Origin of the sequence: Anoxybacillus gonensis (assembly GCF_001187595.1) — a bacterium.
In the GTDB taxonomy this organism is placed as follows: domain Bacteria; phylum Bacillota; class Bacilli; order Bacillales; family Anoxybacillaceae; genus Anoxybacillus; species Anoxybacillus gonensis.
This window is the reverse complement of the sequence record NZ_CP012152.1, coordinates 2,661,132-2,680,867: the sequence shown is the minus strand read 5'-3', so window position 1 is coordinate 2,680,867 and position 19,736 is coordinate 2,661,132. Positions and strand designations below refer to the sequence as shown.

Sequence of the window (19,736 nt, the reverse complement as noted above, 5' to 3'; positions counted from 1 at the left end):
CGTAGTTTCCCCAAAAAGAAAATAAAAAATGAGAAAAAATATTGACTGAATGCTCATTCATTATATAATGAAAGTAAGTTTGTTCAGAAAATTTATTTTATTTTTACAACAAAGGGGGAAGGGTATTGTGCTTTGGTTGAACTGGATCGCTTTTTTACTTGTGACAGCGTACGCCGTTCATTTATTCGTGTATCTCGTGAAAACGCGCATCGCTTATATTCAATTAGGGAAAAAAGTAGAGTTTGATGGAAAAGTAAAAGAGCGTCTGCAAAACATATGGGTGAACGTCTTTGGACAAAAAAAGCTGTTAAAAGACAAAAAAAGCGGCATTATCCACGTTATGTTCTTTTACGGCTTTATTCTCGTACAGTTTGGTGCCATTGATTTCATCATTAAAGGGCTTGTCCCAGGGGCGCACTTACCGCTCGGACCACTATATCCAGCGTTTACGTTTTTTCAAGAAATTGTAACATTACTTATTTTAGTGGCTGTTTTATGGGCGTTTTATCGCCGTTACATCGAAAAGCTTGTTCGTTTAAAACGAGATTTTAAAGCAGGGCTTGTCCTTATTTTTATCGGTGGACTCATGCTTTCCGTGCTGTTCGGTAACGGTATGGGACGCATTTGGCATAACGAAGGAACATCATGGAGCGAACCTGTCGCTTCTGCGATTGCACTTGCGTTTAGTTGGGTAGGAGAAACAGGAGCAGCTGTATTGTTTTTTGTCGCTTGGTGGGTGCACTTGCTTATTTTATTAACGTTTTTAGTGTACGTGCCACAATCCAAACATGCGCATTTAATCGCTGGACCAGTGAACGTCTTTTTCAGTCGATTAACGAGACCGAAGCTTGAGAAAATCAATTTTGAAGATGAAACACAAGAATCGTTTGGTGTTGGGAAAATCGAAGACTTTAAGCAAACACAACTCATCGATTTATATGCCTGTGTGGAGTGTGGACGCTGTACAAACATGTGTCCAGCAACGGGGACAGGGAAAATGCTATCACCGATGGACCTCATTTTAAAATTGCGCGACCATTTAACAGAAAAAGGGGCAGCCATTACATCGAAGGCGCCTTGGGTACCGACGTTTGCGTTTGCGAATACAAAAGGAAACCAGCTTGCTTTTATGGCGCAAGGAATGCAAGAACAAGCAGCAACGATCGAAATGCCAAACTTAATTGGCGATGTCATTACAGAGGAAGAAATTTGGGCATGTACGACGTGCCGCAACTGTGAAGACCAATGTCCAGTTATGAACGAACATGTCGATAAAATTATTGACTTACGTCGTTATCTCGTATTAACAGAAGGAAAATTAAATGCGGATGCACAACGGGCGATGACAAATATTGAACGTCAAGGCAATCCGTGGGGATTGAACCGAAAAGAGAAAGAAAACTGGCGCGAGTTGCGTGAAGATGTACGCATTCCGACAGTGAAAGAGATGCAAAAAGCAGGCGAAGAATTTGAATATTTATTCTGGGTTGGTTCGATGGGATCGTTTGATAATCGAAGCCAAAAAATTGCGTTAGCTTTTGCGCGCCTATTAAATGAGGCAGGGGTAAAATTTGCGATTTTAGGAAACAAGGAGAAAAACTCTGGCGATACTCCACGTCGTTTAGGAAACGAATTTTTATTCCAAGAACTAGCAACAGCAAACATTGCTGAATTTGAAAAAGCAGGCGTGAAAAAAATTGTGACGATCGATCCACATGCGTACAACACATTTAAAAATGAATATCCAGATTTCGGATTTGAAGCGGAAGTATATCACCATACAGAGTTACTAGCAAAGCTTGTAGAAGAAGGGCGCCTCGTTCCGAAATATGAAGTCAACGAAGTCGTGACGTTCCACGATTCATGTTATTTAGGTAGATATAACGACGTATACGATGCACCGCGTCAAATTTTGAAAGCGATTCCGGGTGTGAAGCTCGTGGAGATGGCACGTCATCGTGAGACAGGCATGTGTTGCGGGGCTGGCGGCGGATTAATGTGGATGGAAGAAACGACGGGCACGCGCATTAACGTAGCGCGCACAGAACAGGCGCTAGAAGTGAATCCGACAGTCATCAGCTCTGGCTGTCCGTACTGTTTAACGATGTTATCAGATGGAACGAAAGCGAAAGAAGTAGAAGAAAAAGTCGGCACGTACGATGTGGCGGAGCTGTTGGAAAAAGCGGTATTTGGCTCTGTTCATTAAAAATTCTAAAAAAAATAAATAGTTTTATTTTTAAGATATTTTCAGTATAATGAAAGCAATAGGAAGGTGTACGATTCTCGTGCGCCTTCTTTGCCCGTCCATTGTTGAACGAGCGTTCGCTCAATATTTTTGAAAGGGCTTTCTTATGACGAAAAGGGGGAGAAACATGGGGAAAACGGTCATTGTTAGCGGGGTACGTACGCCATTTGGGAAATTTGGAGGAAGTTTAAGCGCATTGAGCGCAGCACAACTTGGAGGCATTGCGATCAAAGAAGCGTTAGTGCGCGCACATGTGAATGCAGAACATGTCGATGAAGTCGTATTTGGCACCGTATTGCAAGGTGGACAAGGGCAACTTCCATCGCGGCAAGCGGCTAGAGAAGCAGGCATTCCATGGGAGACGAAAACAGAAACAATCAATAAAGTATGCGCCTCTGGTATGCGCAGCGTCACGCTTGGCGATCAAATCATTCGCGCAGGGGATGCGGACGTCATCGTGGCAGGTGGAATGGAGTCGATGAGCAATGCCCCGTATATGTTGCCGAAAGCGCGTTGGGGGTTGCGCATGGGCGATTCGACAGTAAAAGATTTAATGGTGTATGACGGATTAACATGCAGCTTCACAGGTGTGCATATGGGCATTTATGGAAGTGAAACAGCGAAAGAATTAAGTATTACGCGTGAGGAGCAAGACCGTTGGGCGTATCGTAGCCATCAATTAGCGATTGCGGCGATCGAAAGTGGAAAGCTAGCAGAAGAAATCGTCCCTGTTGCCATTCCGCAACGAAAAGGAGAGCCGATCACGGTAGCGATTGATGAATCACCACGAAAAGATACATCGCTTGAAAAATTAGCAAAACTGGCGCCCGTGTTTGATCCAACAGGCACGATTACGGCAGGAAATGCGCCAGGCGTAAATGACGGAGCTTGCGCGCTTGTATTAATGAGCGAAGAGCGCGCGCAAAAAGAAGGGCTTACTCCGCTTGCGACGATTGTTGCTCATGCGGCCATTGCGGTAGAAGCGAAAGATTTTCCGAAAACACCAGGCATCGTCATCAATGAATTGTTGCGCAAAACAGGAAAAACCGTACATGACATTGATTTATTCGAAATTAACGAAGCGTTTGCAGCCGTCGCTTTAGCAAGCATGAAAATTGCTGATTTGCCAGAAGAAAAAGTGAACGTCAACGGTGGCGCCATTGCGCTCGGGCATCCGATCGGTGCAAGCGGTGCGCGCATTATTATTACGTTAATTCATGAATTAAAACGCCGTGGTGGCGGCACGGGTATTGCAGCCATTTGTAGCGGCGGCGGTCAAGGCGACGCAATCATGATTGAAGTTCATTAATGGGGGATGGGAAGATGAAAAAAGTGATGGTTGTTGGCGCTGGGCAAATGGGCTCAGGTATTGCCCAAGTGTGCGCAACGGCAGGATATGATGTCATTTTAAACGACGTGAACGAAGAGCGCGTCCGGTGGGGGCTTAACAATATTAAAAAAAGCATAAACAAATTTGTTGAAAAAGGATCGTTAAGCGAACAACAGCGCGATGAAACGATGGGCCGTATTCGCCCCTCGACAAATGTGCGCGATGGAAGCGATGTTGATATCGTGATCGAAGCGGTCGTTGAAAATATGGATGTGAAAACAGCGTTATTTGCACAACTAGATGAAATCACACCTCCGCATGCCATTTTAGCAACAAATACGTCCTCATTACCGATCACAGAAATTGCCGCAGCAACGAAACGACCAGAAAAAGTGATTGGCATGCATTTTATGAATCCGGTACCGGTCATGAAACTCGTGGAAATTATTCGCGGTCTCGCAACAGCTGATGAAGTGTATGAAGCGATCGAACAAATGACAAAAACGTTAGGAAAAGTACCGGTTGAAGTAAACGACTTTCCAGGATTTGTTTCCAATCGTGTGTTAATGCCGATGATTAACGAGGCGATTTATTGTTTATATGAAGGGGTTGCGACAAAAGAAGCGATTGATGAAGTGATGAAGCTCGGGATGAATCATCCGATGGGACCGCTCACCTTAGCCGATTTCATCGGATTAGATACGTGCTTATACATTATGGAAGTGCTTCATGATGGACTTGGGGATGACAAATACCGTCCGTGTCCGCTTTTACGTAAATATGTGAAAGCAGGCTGGCTCGGAAGAAAAACGGGACGAGGATTTTACACGTACGAATAAAGGGGTTGGCATCATGAATTTACATTTTACAGAAGAACAACAAATGATGCGTCAAATGGTGCGCGAGTTTGCGGCAAATGAAATCGCTCCGTTTGTCGAGCGCATGGAGCGCGGAGAGTTTCCGCACCCCATCCTTGAAAAAATGGCAGAGCTTGGTCTCATGGGGATTACCGTCCCTGAACAATATGGCGGGGCAGGAATGGATTTTACGTCATACATTATCGCCATTCATGAAATTTCAAAAGTGAGTGCAACGGTTGGGGTTATTTTATCTGTCCATACGTCTGTTGGCACAAATCCGATTTTATATTTCGGAACGGAAGAGCAAAAGCAAAAATATGTGCCGAAGCTCGCGCGTGGAGAATATTTAGGGGCGTTTTGTTTAACAGAGCCAGGATCGGGATCGGACGCGGCAAGCTTAAAAACGACGGCTGTTCGCGATGGTGATCATTACGTATTAAACGGCTCAAAAGTATTTATTACAAACGGTGGAGAAGCGGATACGTACATCGTGTTTGCCCGCACAAATCTAGAAGAAAAGGGAAGCAAAGGGGTTAGCGCATTTATTGTTGAAAAACAGACGCCTGGGCTTGTCATCGGGAAAGACGAGAAAAAAATGGGGCTTCACGGATCGCGCACGGTACAATTGTCGTTTGAAGATATGCGTGTGCCAGCAGAAAACTTGCTCGGTCAAGAAGGGGACGGATTTAAAATTGCGATGGCTAATTTAGATAGTGGTCGCATTGGAATTGCGGCGCAATCGCTCGGCATTGCCGAAGCAGCGCTTGAACATGCGACGAGCTATGCGAAAGAACGCATTCAGTTCGGCAAGCCGATTGCCGAGCAACAAGGCATCGCTTTTAAACTAGCAGATATGGCAACGAACGTCGAAGCGGCCAAATTGCTCGTTTATCATGCTGCTTTTTTACGCTCAAACGGCATGCCTTGTGGAAAAGAAGCATCGATGGCGAAGCTGTTTGCATCAAAAACAGCGATGGAAAACGCCATTGAAGCGGTACAAATTTTTGGGGGGAACGGCTACACAGAAGATTACCCAGTTGAGCGGTTATTCCGCGATGCGAAAGTATGTGAAATTTACGAAGGGACGAGCGAAATTCAACGGCTCGTTATTAGTAAACATTTGTTAAAGGGGATGGGAAAATGAATTTTCAACTAAGTGAAGAAAATGAAATGATACGAAAAATGGTGCGCGACTTCGCGAAAAATGAAGTGGCACCGACAGCGGCGGAACGCGATGAAGAAGAACGATTTGATCGCAGCATTTTCAACAAAATGGCGGAGCTCGGTTTAACGGGTATTCCGTGGCCAGAACAATACGGTGGCATCGGCAGCGACTATTTAGCATATGTGATCGCTGTTGAGGAGCTTTCCAAAGTGTGTGCCTCGACAGGAGTAACGTTATCCGCTCATATTTCTTTAGCGAGCTGGCCGATTTATAAATTTGGGACAGAACAACAAAAACAAACGTATTTACGGGCATTAGCGACAGGTGAAAAGCTTGGAGCATACGGTTTGTCTGAACCAGGGGCAGGTTCTGACGTTTCAGCAATGAAAACACGTGCTGTTCGCGATGGCGACCATTACGTACTAAACGGCTCAAAAGTATGGATTACAAACGGCGGAGAAGCGGACATTTATGTCGTGTTTGCGGTCACTGATCCAGAGAAAAAGCATCGCGGCATTAGCGCATTTATTGTTGAAAAAGGAACGCCTGGGTTTTCGATCGGGAAAAAGGAGAAAAAGCTCGGCATTCGTTCATCACCGACAACGGAGCTTATTTTTGAAGATTGCCGCATTCCGAAAGAAAATTTACTTGGGGAAGAAGGGGACGGATTTAAAATTGCGATGATGACGCTCGATGGCGGACGAAATGGCATTGCGGCGCAGGCAGTTGGCATCGCGCAAGGGGCGTTAGATGCAGCGGTTGAATATGCAAAAGGGCGCGTTCAATTCGGCAAGCCAATTGCTGAACAACAAGGCATTGCTTTTAAACTAGCGGATATGGCAACGGCCATCGAAGCGGCACGTTTATTAACATATCAAGCAGCATGGCTCGAATCAAACGGCTTACCGTACGGAAAAGAATCCGCGATGGCAAAATTGTTTGCAGGGGATACAGCGATGAAAGTCACCGTTGAAGCGGTACAAATTTTCGGCGGTTACGGCTATACGAAAGATTATCCAGTAGAACGCTTTATGCGCGATGCAAAAATTACGCAAATTTATGAAGGCACGCAAGAAATTCAGCGCATCGTTATTTCAAGAATGTTAACGAAATAGGAGTGATGTAATGAGGAAGCGTGAAGTGCCCGCGTCTGTGAAAGACGAACGGCTTGTGAAAAAAAGGCGCAATCAAATGATTAAAGGGGCGATTTCGCTATTCAAACAAAAAGGGTTTCATCAAACGACGACGCGCGAAATTGCCCGCGCTTCTGGCTTTAGCATCGGAACGTTATACGAATACATTCGCAAAAAGGAAGACGTTCTTTATTTAGTATGCGACCGTATTTACGATGAAGTACGCGATCGCATGGAGCAAGCAATCGATACGACAAAAGGGGATTTAGACGGGTTAAAATTAGCGATTGATTACTATTTTCGCGTTGTTGACGAGCTGCAAGACGAAGTGCTCGTCATGTATCAAGAAGCGAAGTCGCTCGGCAAAGAATCGCTCCCGTACGTCTTAAATAAAGAATTGCAAATGGTGGCGATGTTTGAACATATTTTGCGACGCTGTGTCGATAACGGGGTATTTTCTCTTACAGAACAAGAAATTCAATTATTTGCACATAACATTTTCGTTCTCGGTCAAATGTGGGGGTTCCGTCGTTGGGCGTTGAAAAAAATGTATACGCTCGATGAATATATTGAATGGCAAACAAAGCTATTGCTTGAAGGCATTATGAAGCGGTAGCGAAAGGGGATGGGAGAAAGATGGCGCACATTTATCGTCCAAAACATCACGTTCGCTTTGTGACGGCATCGAGTTTGTTTGATGGACACGATGCGGCCATTAACATTATGCGCCGCATTTTACAAGCGAGTGGAGCGGAGGTCATTCATCTAGGCCATAATCGCTCAGTAGAAGAAATTGTGAACGCTGCGATTCAAGAAGACGTACAAGGAATCGCTGTATCTTCGTATCAAGGCGGACATATGGAATTTTTTAAATATATGTATGATTTATTGCAACAGCGAGGCGCTTCGCATATTCGTATTTACGGTGGCGGTGGCGGCGTAATTATTCCAAGGGAAATAAAAGAATTGCAAGCGTATGGTATTGCTCGTATTTTTTCACCAGAAGACGGGCGGCGTTACGGGTTGCAAGGAATGATTAACATCATGATGGAAGAATGCGATTTCCCAACGGTCAGAGAAATAACAGATGAAGTCGAACGATTGGCAAACGGAGACGTTCAAGCGGTGGCGCGATTAATTACTGTGTGTGAAAACCGTGTGAATGCCCATAGCGAAGTAGCTGCGACAGCAGAAACAGTTTTACAACGGGTCAAAGCGATGGCCAAGCGCATTCCCGTCATCGGGATTACCGGAACAGGTGGAGCCGGCAAAAGCTCGCTCACAGATGAGCTCGTCCGTCGCTTTTTAAATGAAATTCCTGAGAAAAAAGTGGCGATTTTATCGGTGGATCCGACAAAACAAAAAACGGGCGGAGCATTGCTTGGTGACCGTATTCGCATGAATGCCATTTCTTCGCCGCGCGTCTACATGCGCAGTTTAGCGACGCGCAGTTCGCGTTCAGAATTGTCGCTTGCGATTCAAGATGCCATTGAAGTCGTCAAAGCGGCAGGTTTTGATTTAGTGATCGTAGAAACGAGCGGCATCGGTCAAGGCGATGCAGCGATTAAAGATATTTGTGATATTGCGATGTATGTGATGACGAGCGAGTTCGGCGCCCCATCGCAGCTTGAGAAAATCGATATGATCGACTATGCCGATTTGATCGTCATTAATAAATTTGAACGCAAAGGTTCAGAAGATGCGAAACGCCAAGTGCAAAAACAATATCAACGAAGCCATCAATTGTTTGATCGCGATGTGAGCGAAATGCCTGTATTCGGCACGATCGCAAGCCAATTTAACGACCCAGGAACAAATACGCTCTTTGTCGCATTAATCGATTTAATTAACGAACGAATGGGAACAAATTGGACGACGACGTTGCAAAAAGTAGATCATGTCGAAAAACAAAATGTGATCATTCCGAACGAACGGCGCCATTATTTGCGCGAAATTGCTGATACGATTCGACAATATCATCAACGCGTCAATGAGCAATGTGACATCGCTCGCCGCGTATTTCAGCTTGAAGGTGCCATTGAAACGATGAACGAACGCCATGATGAACAAGCGTTGGCAGCTTTGCAAGAGGCTAAGCGAACATATGAAGAAAAATTAACACCAGAGTCAAGAAAGTTATTAGCTTCATGGGAAGATGTGAAAAAGAAATATAGCGCAGAACAGTTTGTCACAAAAGTGCGCGATAAAGAAATTGTCACACCGTTAAAGACGAAAAGTTTAGCAGGTTTAAGCATTCCGAAAGTAGCGTTGCCGAAGTTTAAAGATTATGGGGAAATTTTACGCTGGCTTTATAAAGAAAACGTTCCGGGGGCTTTTCCATTTACGGCTGGTGTTTTCCCGTTTAAACGGCAAGAGGAAGATCCGAAGCGACAATTTGCAGGAGAAGGTACGCCGGAGCGGACGAATCGCCGCTTCCATTACTTATGCAAAGACGACCCAGCGAAACGGTTAAGTACGGCATTCGACTCCGTGACGTTATATGGAGAAGATCCGAATGAACGTCCAGACATTTTCGGAAAAATTGGCGAGAGCGGTGTAAGTGTTTGTACGTTAGATGATATGAAAAAGCTATACAAAGGTTTTGATTTGTGCGATCCGCTCACATCTGTATCGATGACGATTAACGGCCCTGCACCGATCATTTTAGCGATGTTTATGAATACAGCGATCGATCAACAAGTCGAAAAGAAAGAAGCAGAGCTTGGTCGAAAACTGACGCAAGAAGAATACGAACAAGTGAAAGCGCAGACGTTGCAAACGGTGCGTGGAACGGTCCAAGCGGATATTTTAAAAGAAGACCAAGGGCAAAATACGTGCATTTTCTCAACGGAGTTTGCTTTACGTATGATGGGGGATATTCAACAATATTTTATCGACAACCGTGTGCGTAACTATTATTCTGTTTCCATCTCAGGCTATCATATTGCGGAAGCTGGAGCGAACCCGATTACACAATTGGCATTTACGCTGGCGAACGGCTTTACGTACGTCGAATACTATTTAAGCCGAGGCATGCATATTGATGACTTTGCACCAAACTTATCGTTTTTCTTCAGCAACGGTCTTGATCCAGAATATACAGTGATCGGTCGGGTAGCACGGCGCATTTGGGCGGTTGCGATGCGGGAGAAATATGGGGCGAACGAACGAAGCCAAAAGTTGAAATATCACGTACAAACATCAGGACGTTCCCTTCACGCCCAAGAAATTGATTTTAATGACATTCGTACAACATTACAGGCGCTCATGGCGCTTCATGATAATTGCAACTCGCTTCATACGAACGCTTACGACGAGGCGATCACCACGCCGACTGAAGAGTCTGTTCGTCGTGCGATGGCGATTCAGCTCATCATTACAAAAGAACATGGGTTAACGAAAAACGAAAACCCGCTACAAGGTTCATTCATTATCGAAGAATTAACAGATTTAGTTGAAGAAGCGGTGTTGAAAGAGTTTGAGCGTCTCGATGAGCGTGGCGGTGTGCTTGGTGCGATGGAAATGCAATATCAGCGCGGCAAAATTCAAGATGAATCGATGTATTACGAAATGAAAAAACATAGCGGGGAAATGCCGATCATTGGCGTAAACACATATTTAAACCCGAATGCAGCAGTCGAAGAAGAAATCGAAAGCTTACAGCTCGCGCGCGCATCATATGAAGAAAAACAACTTCAACTCGAAAACTTACGCAAATTCCATGAAGAACATAAAGACGAAGTGGAAGAAGCGCTTGCGCGGTTAAAACATGTCGCGGTAAGCGGCGGAAACATTTTTGCTGAGCTGATGGAGACAGTCAAAGTCGCTAGCTTAGGACAAATTACAAAGGCGTTGTATGAAGTCGGTGGACAATATCGCCGCAATATGTAATGTCGGGGGATGTCCCGACATTTTTTTTGGGCAACGCTCTAGCATAAAGTAAATGAATTTGTTTATAATGAATGGTATGGATTTTTGTTGTTTTCATACGTTGGAGAAAGGGAGTGCGGAAAGTGAGTTTGGAGCAATACTCTCAAGAACAATTGCGAGAGATGTCTTTCGTCGAACTTGCGTATTTGCTATTGTGTGAGAAAAAGCAAACGGTGTCTTTTCAAGAGATGGTCGAACAGCTAGTCGCGATTAAAGGATTATCTGAAAGCGAAGTGAGCGCGCGATTGGCGCAGTTTTATACAGATTTAAACGTCGATGGACGGTTTATTTGTATCGGGGAAACAGCTTGGGGCTTGCGCGCATGGTACCCATACGACCAAACAGAAGATGAAGCGGTACCTGTGGAGCGCGTGAAGAAGAAGAAAAAAGTCGCGGATGACTTTGATGACTTTGATGACATGATCGATGAAGACGAATTAGTATATGACGATTTAGATGAAGAATTATTAGACGATGAAGAGCTGTTAGACGATGACTTTGTATTAGATGAAGATGAAGAAGTAATCGATGATTTATTAGATGAAGAACTAAGTTTAGATGACGCCCCGCTTGATGAAGAGCTAGACGTCGTCGATGAAGAATTAGAGTTAGAAGAAGATGAGGAATTATAACCTTGACTTTTTACATCGATATATGTAGAATTCTGTTTGGGCTCTTTTCATAGAGATACGTTCGCTCCCTTACATATTTGTAAGCGGAGCGTTTTTATTTTTCCCCGAATTCGCACACACTGTAACTATTCCAAATGAGTTGAGGGGGAAGGTTTAATGACGAAATATATTTTTGTAACAGGTGGCGTCGTTTCATCGCTTGGGAAAGGAATTACGGCTGCTTCACTCGGTCGATTATTAAAAAATCGTGGCTTGAAAGTAACGATTCAAAAATTTGATCCGTACATTAACGTTGACCCAGGCACGATGAGTCCGTATCAACACGGAGAAGTGTTTGTCACAGATGACGGAGCGGAAACAGACTTAGATTTAGGTCATTATGAGCGCTTTATTGATATTAACTTAAACAAATATAGCAACGTGACAACAGGAAAAATTTATTCGACCGTATTGAAAAAGGAACGCCGTGGCGACTATTTAGGCGGAACGGTACAAGTTATTCCGCACATTACAAACGAAATTAAAGAACGCGTATTCAGAGCAGGACGTGAAACGAATGCCGATGTCGTCATTACTGAAATCGGTGGAACAGTTGGCGACATTGAATCTCTTCCGTTTTTAGAAGCTATTCGTCAAATCAAAAGCGACGTCGGTCGCGACAACGTGATGTACATTCATTGTACGCTCGTGCCGTACATTAAAGCAGCAGGTGAAATGAAGACGAAACCGACGCAACATAGCGTCAAAGAATTGCGCAGCTTAGGCATTCAGCCAAACGTCATCGTCGTGCGTACAGAAATGCCAATGTCTCAAGACATGAAAGATAAAATTGCTTTGTTCTGTGACATTGATCCGAAAGCGGTCATTGAAGCGCGCGATGCCGATACGTTATACGCTGTACCGCTCATGCTTCAAGAACAAAAGTTAGACCAAATTGTTTGTGAGCATTTAAAACTAAACTGCAAAGAAGCGGATATGACAGAATGGATCGCACTCGTTGAAAAAGTGCGCAATTTATCAAATAAAACAACGATTGCGCTCGTCGGAAAATACGTTGAGCTTCAAGATGCGTACATTTCTGTTGTAGAAGCGTTACGTCATGCAGGATATGCGTTTGATGCAGATATAGACATTCGTTGGATTAACTCTGAGCATGTCGATCGCGACAATGTGGCGCAGCTGCTTCAAGGAGTAAACGGTATTCTCGTTCCGGGCGGATTTGGCGATCGTGGAATCGAAGGAAAAATTGAGGCCATTCGCTATGCGCGTGAGCAACGCATCCCATTCCTCGGTATTTGTCTAGGTATGCAATTAGCATCTGTGGAGTTTGCTCGTCATGTCGTCGGGTTAAAAGATGCCCATTCGGCAGAAATCGATCCAAACACGCCACATCCGATTATCGACTTATTGCCAGAGCAAAAAGATATCGAAGATTTAGGCGGAACGCTTCGTCTCGGTTTATATCCGTGCAAGCTCGTTGAAGGAACGAAAGCGTACGAAGCATATCAAGATGAAGTCATTTATGAGCGTCATCGCCATCGTTATGAATTTAACAATGAATATCGTACGATGATGGAAGAAAACGGTTTTGTTTTTTCAGGGACAAGCCCAGATGGCCGTCTTGTAGAAATTATCGAATTGAAAGATCATCCGTGGTTTGTTGCGGCGCAGTTTCATCCGGAGTTTACATCTCGTCCGACGCGTCCACAGCCACTGTTCCGCGAATTTATTCGCGCATCGCTAGAAAAATAATAGAGGATGTCCGCTATGGGCATCCTCTTATTCATATTCGGCAACAATTTCTTTTGTCATCAGCACTAAACTATGATAAGCGAACAAAGCAACGACAGCGGAAGGGAAGCCGATCCGTGAGCCATCTTCTGTTGGAACGAGCGGCTGTTTCAAACATAAATCAATATGTATATCGACGTAATCAACGAGCGACGGTTTCGAACTCTCTGCGATAGATGACATACCGATCGTCCATATGTTTTGTTCGTGAAGCTGTTTTGCGATGCGAATCGCTTCTTCATCTGTGCAAAAGCGCGAAACGATGAGCACGCGGTCAGCGGTCGTTACTTCGTTCATGTTTAGCGGTTTAACGTTCGGCAATTTTTCAGCTCCGTGCAGCGCTTCAGCGACGACAGCCTCCATTTCGTCCATGCCGTAAACAAAAATGGTGCCGTCGCTAATGATCGCTTGGGCAAATAAACGGGCAGCATCTTCAAACTGCTCTTCTTCTTGCGCACTTATTCGCTGAAACACACCTGCAAGCTGCGTCGATAATATTTTTAACATAATCCATCTCCTTTTTATGCGACTTTCGCTTTTTGCTCATTATATTAAAAAATAAAAAAATGATCAAAATTAGAACATAAAGCAGGATAAATGGTAAAAATTTTGAAATAATGATACGATAATAAAAATAGGAGTTTTACATATGAAAAAGAGAAAATAAGAGGTGTTTATATGGCGGGGAAGATTTTGATTGTGGACGACCAGTTTGGCATTCGCATTTTATTAAACGAAGTGTTTCAAAAAGAAGGATATGAAACGTATCAGGCGGCAAACGGTGTTCAAGCGCTCGATTTGTTTGCGAAGCACTCCCCGGATTTAGTGTTGTTAGATATGAAAATTCCAGGCATGGACGGGGTAGAAATTTTAAAGAAGATGAAAGAAATGAATGAGCATGTAAAAGTCATCGTGATGACGGCTTACGGCGAACTCGATATGATTCATGAAACGAAAAAGCTCGGTGCGCTGACCCATTTTGCGAAACCTTTTGACATAGACGATATGCGTGATGCAGTGAAAAAATATATCGGTTAACCGTTGACAGCTTTTTGAACTTTTTTCACAAAGTTTTGTTCGTTTCGGTGAATAAGGTTGATGTGTGGAAACAAAGTTTGTTATTCTTATAATGTACATACTATTCGATGTCGTCTTGTATAAATTTGTCGTATTTTGGTCATTGTACATGTGAGAGGCGCTTTCGGATAGTGAATAATGGCTACATTTAAGGAGGATTTAGCGATGCCTTTAGTTTCAATGACGGAAATGCTTAAACAAGCATTGGCGGGCAAGTATGCGGTCGGTCAATTCAATATTAACAACTTAGAATGGACACAAGCGATTTTAGCAGCAGCGGAAGAAGAAAAATCCCCTGTGATCCTTGGTGTGTCTGAAGGAGCAGCTCGCTACATGGGCGGCTTTAAAACGGTTGTGAACATGGTGAAAGGATTAATGGAAGACATGAACATTACTGTTCCTGTCGCTATTCACCTTGACCATGGTTCAAGCTTTGAAAAATGTAAAGCAGCGATTGACGCTGGATTTACATCCGTTATGATCGATGCATCACATCATCCGTTTGAAGAAAACGTTGAAATTACATCAAAAGTTGTTGAGTACGCTCATGCGCGTGGTGTATCTGTTGAAGCTGAGTTAGGAACAGTCGGCGGACAAGAAGATGACGTTGTTGCAGAAGGAATTATTTATGCAAATCCAGATGAGTGCGAAGAACTTGTGAAGCGCACAGGCATTGACTGTTTAGCGCCAGCGCTCGGTTCTGTACACGGTCCATACAAAGGAGAGCCAAAATTAGGATTTAAAGAGATGGAAGAAATTCGCGATCGTACAGGTGTACCGCTCGTTTTACACGGTGGAACAGGTATCCCAACAGAACAAATTCAACGTGCCATTTCACTTGGTACATCTAAAATTAACGTAAATACAGAAAACCAAATGGCGTTTACAAAAGTTGTGCGCGAAGTGTTAGCGAAAGATGAAAAAGTGTACGATCCACGCAAATTCCTCGGCCCTGGCCGCGATGCGATTAAAGAAACAGTCATCGGCAAAATGCGCGAATTCGGTTCTTCCGGCAAAGCGTTGTAATACAAGCCGCACCGTTTCAGCCTTGCTGAAGCGGGCGGTTTTGTTTCATTCCATTTTTGAAAGCGTTTAGGAGGTTGAAAATTATGAAATTTTTTATTGACACGGCAAATATTGATGAAATTCGCCACGCTCATGAACTAGGCATTTTAGCGGGAGTAACAACAAACCCAAGCCTCGTCGCAAAAGAAAACGTGTCGTTCCACGATCGTCTTCGTGAAATTACTTCTCTCGTTTCCGGTTCCGTTAGTGCGGAAGTGATCGCAACGGATGCAGAAGGAATGATTGCAGAAGGGGAAGAATTAGCGAAAATCGCACCGAACATTACGATTAAAGTGCCGATGACGCCAGAAGGGTTAAAGGCGGTAAAAGTATTTAGCGAAAAAGGAATTAAAACAAATGTCACGCTCATTTTTAGTGCGAATCAAGCGTTGCTAGCGGCGCGTGCTGGTGCGACATACGTATCGCCGTTTTTAGGTCGTTTAGATGATATCGGTCATAACGGCTTAGAGTTAATTGAAACGATTGCGAACATTTTTGCCATTCACGACATTGATACAGAAATTATCGCGGCATCGATCCGTCATCCACAACATGTGACAGAGGCAGCATTAAAAGGTGCACATATTGCGACAGTACCTTACAACGTACTTATGCAACTATTTAAACATCCGCTTACAGATCAAGGCATCGAAAAGTTTTTAGCAGACTGGAATAAAGCAAACCAAAAATAATGATTGAGCAGTTTTCCGTCGCGTTCTAGGACTTGCTTTGCGAGAAGGGAGACACATATGGAAAAGTTAAAAATTGTCGGCGGTGACCTCCTTCAAGGCTCCGTGCGCATTAGTGGAGCGAAAAATAGCGCCGTCGCGCTCATTCCAGCCGCTATTTTAGCCAACTCACCTGTAGTCATTGAAGGGTTGCCGAACATTTCAGACGTTCATGTGTTAGGACAATTAATTGAAGAAATTGGCGGTACATTTCATTTTGATGAAAACGAAGTCGTCATTGACCCGTCGCATATCGTTTCCATGCCTTTGCCGAACGGAAAAGTAAAAAAATTGCGCGCTTCATATTACTTGATGGGCGCGATGCTTGGACGTTTTAAAAAAGCGGTCATCGGACTTCCGGGCGGTTGCCATTTAGGACCGCGCCCCATTGATCAGCACATTAAAGGATTTGAGGCGCTTGGCGCGAAAGTGACTAACGAGCAAGGAGCGATTTATTTACGGGCGGAAGAGCTTCGTGGAGCGCGCATTTATTTGGACGTTGTCAGCGTTGGAGCGACGATTAACATTATGTTAGCCGCCGTCTTAGCAAAAGGAAGAACAATTATTGAAAACGCGGCAAAAGAGCCGGAAATTATTGACGTTGCGACGCTGTTGACGAACATGGGGGCACGCATTAAAGGAGCGGGAACAGACGTCATTCGCATTGACGGTGTAGAACAGTTGCACGGTTGCCGCCATTCCATTATTCCGGATCGCATTGAAGCAGGAACGTATATGATTATCGGTGCGGCCATGGGGAAAGAAATGATTATTGACAACGTCATTCCGCAACATTTAGAAGCAGTCATTGCAAAAATGCGAGAAATGGGTGTTGTTGTTGAAACGAGCGATGACCAAATTTTTATTGCGACGAAAGATCATCTTCGTGCCGTCGATATTAAAACGCTCGTTTACCCTGGCTTTCCGACCGATTTACAACAGCCATTCACTTCACTATTAACGAAAGCGTCTGGGACGAGCATTGTGACAGATACGATTTATAGTGCCCGATTTAAACATATTGATGAATTGCGGCGCATGAACGCCAATGTGAAAGTCGAAGGACGGTCAGCCATTATTACAGGTCCATCACGACTACAAGGAGCAAAAGTGCGCGCAACCGATTTGCGTGCGGGTGCTGCGCTTGTCGTCGCCGGATTAATGGCCGAAGGGGTTACAGAAATTACAGGATTAGAACATATTGATCGCGGCTACAGCAACTTAGTTGACAAACTTGTCAACCTTGGCGCTACCGTTTGGCGCGAACAAATGACAGAACAAGAAATCGAGCAACTGAAGAACACATAATGCACCAAAGGGGAGAGGGAGAAACGATGGAAAGAAGTTTATCGATGGAGCTTGTCCGTGTCACAGAAGCTGCTGCATTAGCTGCAGCCCGCTGGATGGGGCGTGGGAAAAAAGACGAAGCAGATGAAGCTGCCACGTCTGCGATGCGCGACGTATTTGATACGATTCCGATGAAAGGAACGGTCGTCATCGGTGAAGGGGAAATGGACGAAGCACCGATGCTATATATTGGGGAAAAGCTTGGCAACGGGTACGGTCCGCGCGTTGATGTGGCGGTTGATCCGCTTGAAGGAACGAACATTGTCGCTTCTGGCGGGTGGAACGCGTTAGCGGTCGTCGCTGTGGCGGATCATGGCAATTTGCTTCATGCGCCAGATATGTACATGGACAAAATTGCGGTTGGGCCAGAAGCGGTCGGCATGATCGACATTAACGCTCCAATTATCGATAATTTAAAAGCGGTTGCCAAAGCGAAAAATAAAGATATTGAAGACGTTGTGGCGATCATTTTAAATCGTCCGCGCCACGAGCGCATCATTGCGGAGTTGCGTGAAGCAGGCGCGCGCATTAAGCTCATTAATGACGGTGACGTCGCTGCCGCAATTAATACAGCATTTGATCATACAGGTGTAGACATTTTATTTGGGTCAGGAGGCGCTCCAGAAGGGGTGTTAGCGGCTGTGGCGCTCAAATGTCTCGGCGGGGAAATACAAGGGAAGCTATTGCCACAAAACGATGCCGAACTAGAGCGATGCAAAAAAATGGGGTTAGATGTAAACCGTGTATTGCGCATGGAAGATCTCGTAAAAGGGGACGATGCCATTTTTGCCGCAACAGGTGTAACGGACGGAGAATTGTTGCGCGGTGTGCAATTTAAAGGAACATACGGCGAGACGCACTCTGTTGTCATGCGTGCGAAATCAGGCACCGTTCGTTTCATTGAAGGGCGCCATAGCTTAAGGAAAAAGCCGAACCTCGTCATCAAATAATCGCGAGATGCGCGAACTTTTCGCGCTCTCGCTCTTTTTCTATTGATTGACAATATAAAAAAAGGGTAAAATAGTCATGTTACGTTTCTTCTCGTAATCATCTTTTCATCTTCGCTGTTTCCATCCAAAAGAGCAATTCATGAAAATTAAATAAAAGAGTGGTGTAAGTATGGAGTTAGGAGATTTAACGATTGCAACGCTAGAAAATATGACCATTAAAGAGCTATATGAATTAGCTCGTCAATACAAAATTTCATATTACAGTAAACTGACAAAGAAAGAATTGATTTTTGCCATTTTAAAAGCGCGCGCTGAACAAGACGGCCTCTTTTTCATGGAAGGCGTGCTTGAAATTATTCAATCAGAAGGATTTGGCTTTTTGCGTCCAATTAACTATTCCCCTAGTTCGGAAGATATTTATATTTCCGCATCGCAAATTCGTCGCTTTGATTTGCGCAACGGTGATAAAGTATCAGGAAAAGTGCGCCCGCCAAAAGAAAATGAACGGTATTTCGGCTTGCTGCACGTCGAGGCAGTAAACGGTGAAGACCCAGAAATTGCGAAAGAACGCGTTCACTTCCCGGCGCTAACACCGCTTTATCCGAACCGACAAATGAAGCTAGAGACGACACCAGACAAGCTATCTACTCGCCTCATTGATTTGATTGCTCCGATCGGATTTGGCCAGCGCGGTTTAATTGTCGCGCCTCCGAAAGCGGGAAAAACGATGTTGTTAAAAGAAATTGCCAACAGCATTACAACAAATCACCCAGATGTTGAACTCATCGTTTTGCTTATTGATGAGCGTCCAGAAGAAGTGACGGATATTGAACGTTCTGTATCGGCGGATGTCGTCAGCTCGACGTTTGATGAAGTGCCAGAAAACCATATTAAAGTGGCGGAGCTTGTGCTTGAACGTGCGATGCGCCTCGTTGAACATAAGCGTGATGTCGTTATCTTAATGGATAGTATTACGCGTTTAGCGCGCGCATACAACTTAGTCATTCCTCCAAGCGGACGCACGTTATCGGGAGGAATTGACCCGGCCGCATTCCACCGTCCGAAACGGTTTTTTGGAGCGGCGCGAAACATCGAAGAAGGGGGCAGCTTAACGATTTTAGCGACTGCTCTTGTCGATACAGGTTCGCGCATGGACGATGTCATTTACGAAGAATTTAAAGGAACAGGAAATATGGAGCTTCATCTCGATCGCTCATTAGCGGAAAAACGAATTTTCCCTGCCATCGACATTCGTCGTTCGGGCACGCGAAAAGAAGAATTATTAATTCCAAAAGAACATTTAGAAAAATTGTGGGCCATTCGTAAAACGATGTCAGATACGCCAGACTTTATTGAGCGATTTATTCATCGATTAAAGCAAACGAAAACGAACGAAGAGTTTTTTGCGATGTTAGATGAAGAGTGGAAAGCAGCCGGAAATTTAAAACGGTTATAAATGGATAGTTGCAAAACAGCGATACGG

The 19,736-nt window shown here is 44.4% G+C and carries 16 protein-coding genes; 15 read left to right on the top strand and 1 reads right to left on the bottom strand.

Annotation, left to right across the window (positions count from 1 at the left end; translation table 11 throughout):
- Positions 1–67 precede the first annotated feature (67 nt).
- The 9 genes from AFK25_RS14000 (at position 68) to AFK25_RS13960 (ending at position 13,047) form a co-directional block, all read left to right on the top strand.
- On the top strand, positions 68–2,206 hold the full coding sequence (locus AFK25_RS14000) for a (Fe-S)-binding protein (protein WP_049720916.1): 2,139 nt from the start codon (positions 68–70) through the stop codon (positions 2,204–2,206).
- A gap of 166 nt (positions 2,207–2,372) precedes the next feature.
- Entirely contained in the window at positions 2,373–3,554 is a 1,182-nt protein-coding gene (locus AFK25_RS13995; RefSeq protein WP_026011873.1) for an acetyl-CoA C-acetyltransferase, read from the top strand.
- A gap of 14 nt (positions 3,555–3,568) precedes the next feature.
- Complete coding sequence (locus AFK25_RS13990; RefSeq protein ID WP_420806285.1) at positions 3,569–4,414, top strand: 3-hydroxybutyryl-CoA dehydrogenase; 846 nt, start codon at positions 3,569–3,571, stop codon at positions 4,412–4,414.
- Between the two features lie 13 nt (positions 4,415–4,427).
- Complete coding sequence (locus tag AFK25_RS13985; protein WP_035064443.1) at positions 4,428–5,579, top strand: acyl-CoA dehydrogenase; 1,152 nt, start codon at positions 4,428–4,430, stop codon at positions 5,577–5,579.
- On the top strand, positions 5,576–6,715 hold the full coding sequence (locus tag AFK25_RS13980) for an acyl-CoA dehydrogenase (RefSeq protein ID WP_035064444.1): 1,140 nt from the start codon (positions 5,576–5,578) through the stop codon (positions 6,713–6,715). Before AFK25_RS13985 ends, AFK25_RS13980 begins: the two co-directional genes overlap by 4 nt.
- A 10-nt stretch (positions 6,716–6,725) precedes the next feature.
- Positions 6,726–7,349: a TetR/AcrR family transcriptional regulator gene (locus AFK25_RS13975; RefSeq protein ID WP_021094338.1), complete on the top strand. Its 624-nt coding sequence runs from the start codon at positions 6,726–6,728 to the stop codon at positions 7,347–7,349.
- Between the two features lie 20 nt (positions 7,350–7,369).
- Positions 7,370–10,624, top strand: coding sequence for a fused isobutyryl-CoA mutase/GTPase IcmF (icmF, locus tag AFK25_RS13970; RefSeq protein WP_035064447.1), 3,255 nt, complete (start codon positions 7,370–7,372; stop codon positions 10,622–10,624).
- A gap of 122 nt (positions 10,625–10,746) precedes the next feature.
- The gene (gene rpoE / locus AFK25_RS13965; protein ID WP_033383649.1) at positions 10,747–11,295 is read left to right on the top strand and encodes a DNA-directed RNA polymerase subunit delta; all 549 of its coding nucleotides are present in this window, start codon (positions 10,747–10,749) and stop codon (positions 11,293–11,295) included.
- A gap of 156 nt (positions 11,296–11,451) precedes the next feature.
- Complete coding sequence (locus AFK25_RS13960; protein ID WP_035064448.1) at positions 11,452–13,047, top strand: CTP synthase; 1,596 nt, start codon at positions 11,452–11,454, stop codon at positions 13,045–13,047.
- A 27-nt stretch (positions 13,048–13,074) separates the two neighbouring features.
- Here AFK25_RS13960 and AFK25_RS13955 read toward each other — a convergent pair whose 3' ends face one another.
- Positions 13,075–13,593, bottom strand: a complete 519-nt coding sequence (locus tag AFK25_RS13955) for a DUF2529 domain-containing protein (RefSeq protein ID WP_035064450.1) — start codon at positions 13,591–13,593, stop codon at positions 13,075–13,077.
- A gap of 171 nt (positions 13,594–13,764) precedes the next feature.
- On the opposite strand from AFK25_RS13955, the gene AFK25_RS13950 reads away from it, so the two are divergent.
- From AFK25_RS13950 to rho, 6 genes are all read left to right on the top strand, one after another.
- Positions 13,765–14,124: a response regulator gene (locus AFK25_RS13950; protein WP_009360982.1), complete on the top strand. Its 360-nt coding sequence runs from the start codon at positions 13,765–13,767 to the stop codon at positions 14,122–14,124.
- Positions 14,125–14,328: 204 nt separating this feature from the next.
- Positions 14,329–15,189, top strand: a complete 861-nt coding sequence (locus tag AFK25_RS13945) for a class II fructose-bisphosphate aldolase (RefSeq protein ID WP_009360981.1) — start codon at positions 14,329–14,331, stop codon at positions 15,187–15,189.
- Positions 15,190–15,272: 83 nt separating this feature from the next.
- On the top strand, positions 15,273–15,920 hold the full coding sequence (fsa, locus tag AFK25_RS13940; RefSeq protein ID WP_009360980.1) for a fructose-6-phosphate aldolase: 648 nt from the start codon (positions 15,273–15,275) through the stop codon (positions 15,918–15,920).
- Positions 15,921–15,977: 57 nt separating this feature from the next.
- Complete coding sequence (locus tag AFK25_RS13935) at positions 15,978–17,264, top strand: UDP-N-acetylglucosamine 1-carboxyvinyltransferase (RefSeq protein ID WP_009360979.1); 1,287 nt, start codon at positions 15,978–15,980, stop codon at positions 17,262–17,264.
- A gap of 26 nt (positions 17,265–17,290) precedes the next feature.
- Positions 17,291–18,253 carry a class II fructose-bisphosphatase gene (gene glpX, locus AFK25_RS13930; RefSeq protein ID WP_009360978.1) on the top strand — a complete coding sequence of 321 codons (963 nt, stop codon included), beginning with the start codon at positions 17,291–17,293 and terminating at the stop codon, positions 18,251–18,253.
- Between the two features lie 169 nt (positions 18,254–18,422).
- Positions 18,423–19,709, top strand: a complete 1,287-nt coding sequence (rho, locus tag AFK25_RS13925) for a transcription termination factor Rho (RefSeq protein ID WP_019418641.1) — start codon at positions 18,423–18,425, stop codon at positions 19,707–19,709.
- The last annotated feature ends 27 nt before the right edge of the window (positions 19,710–19,736 follow it).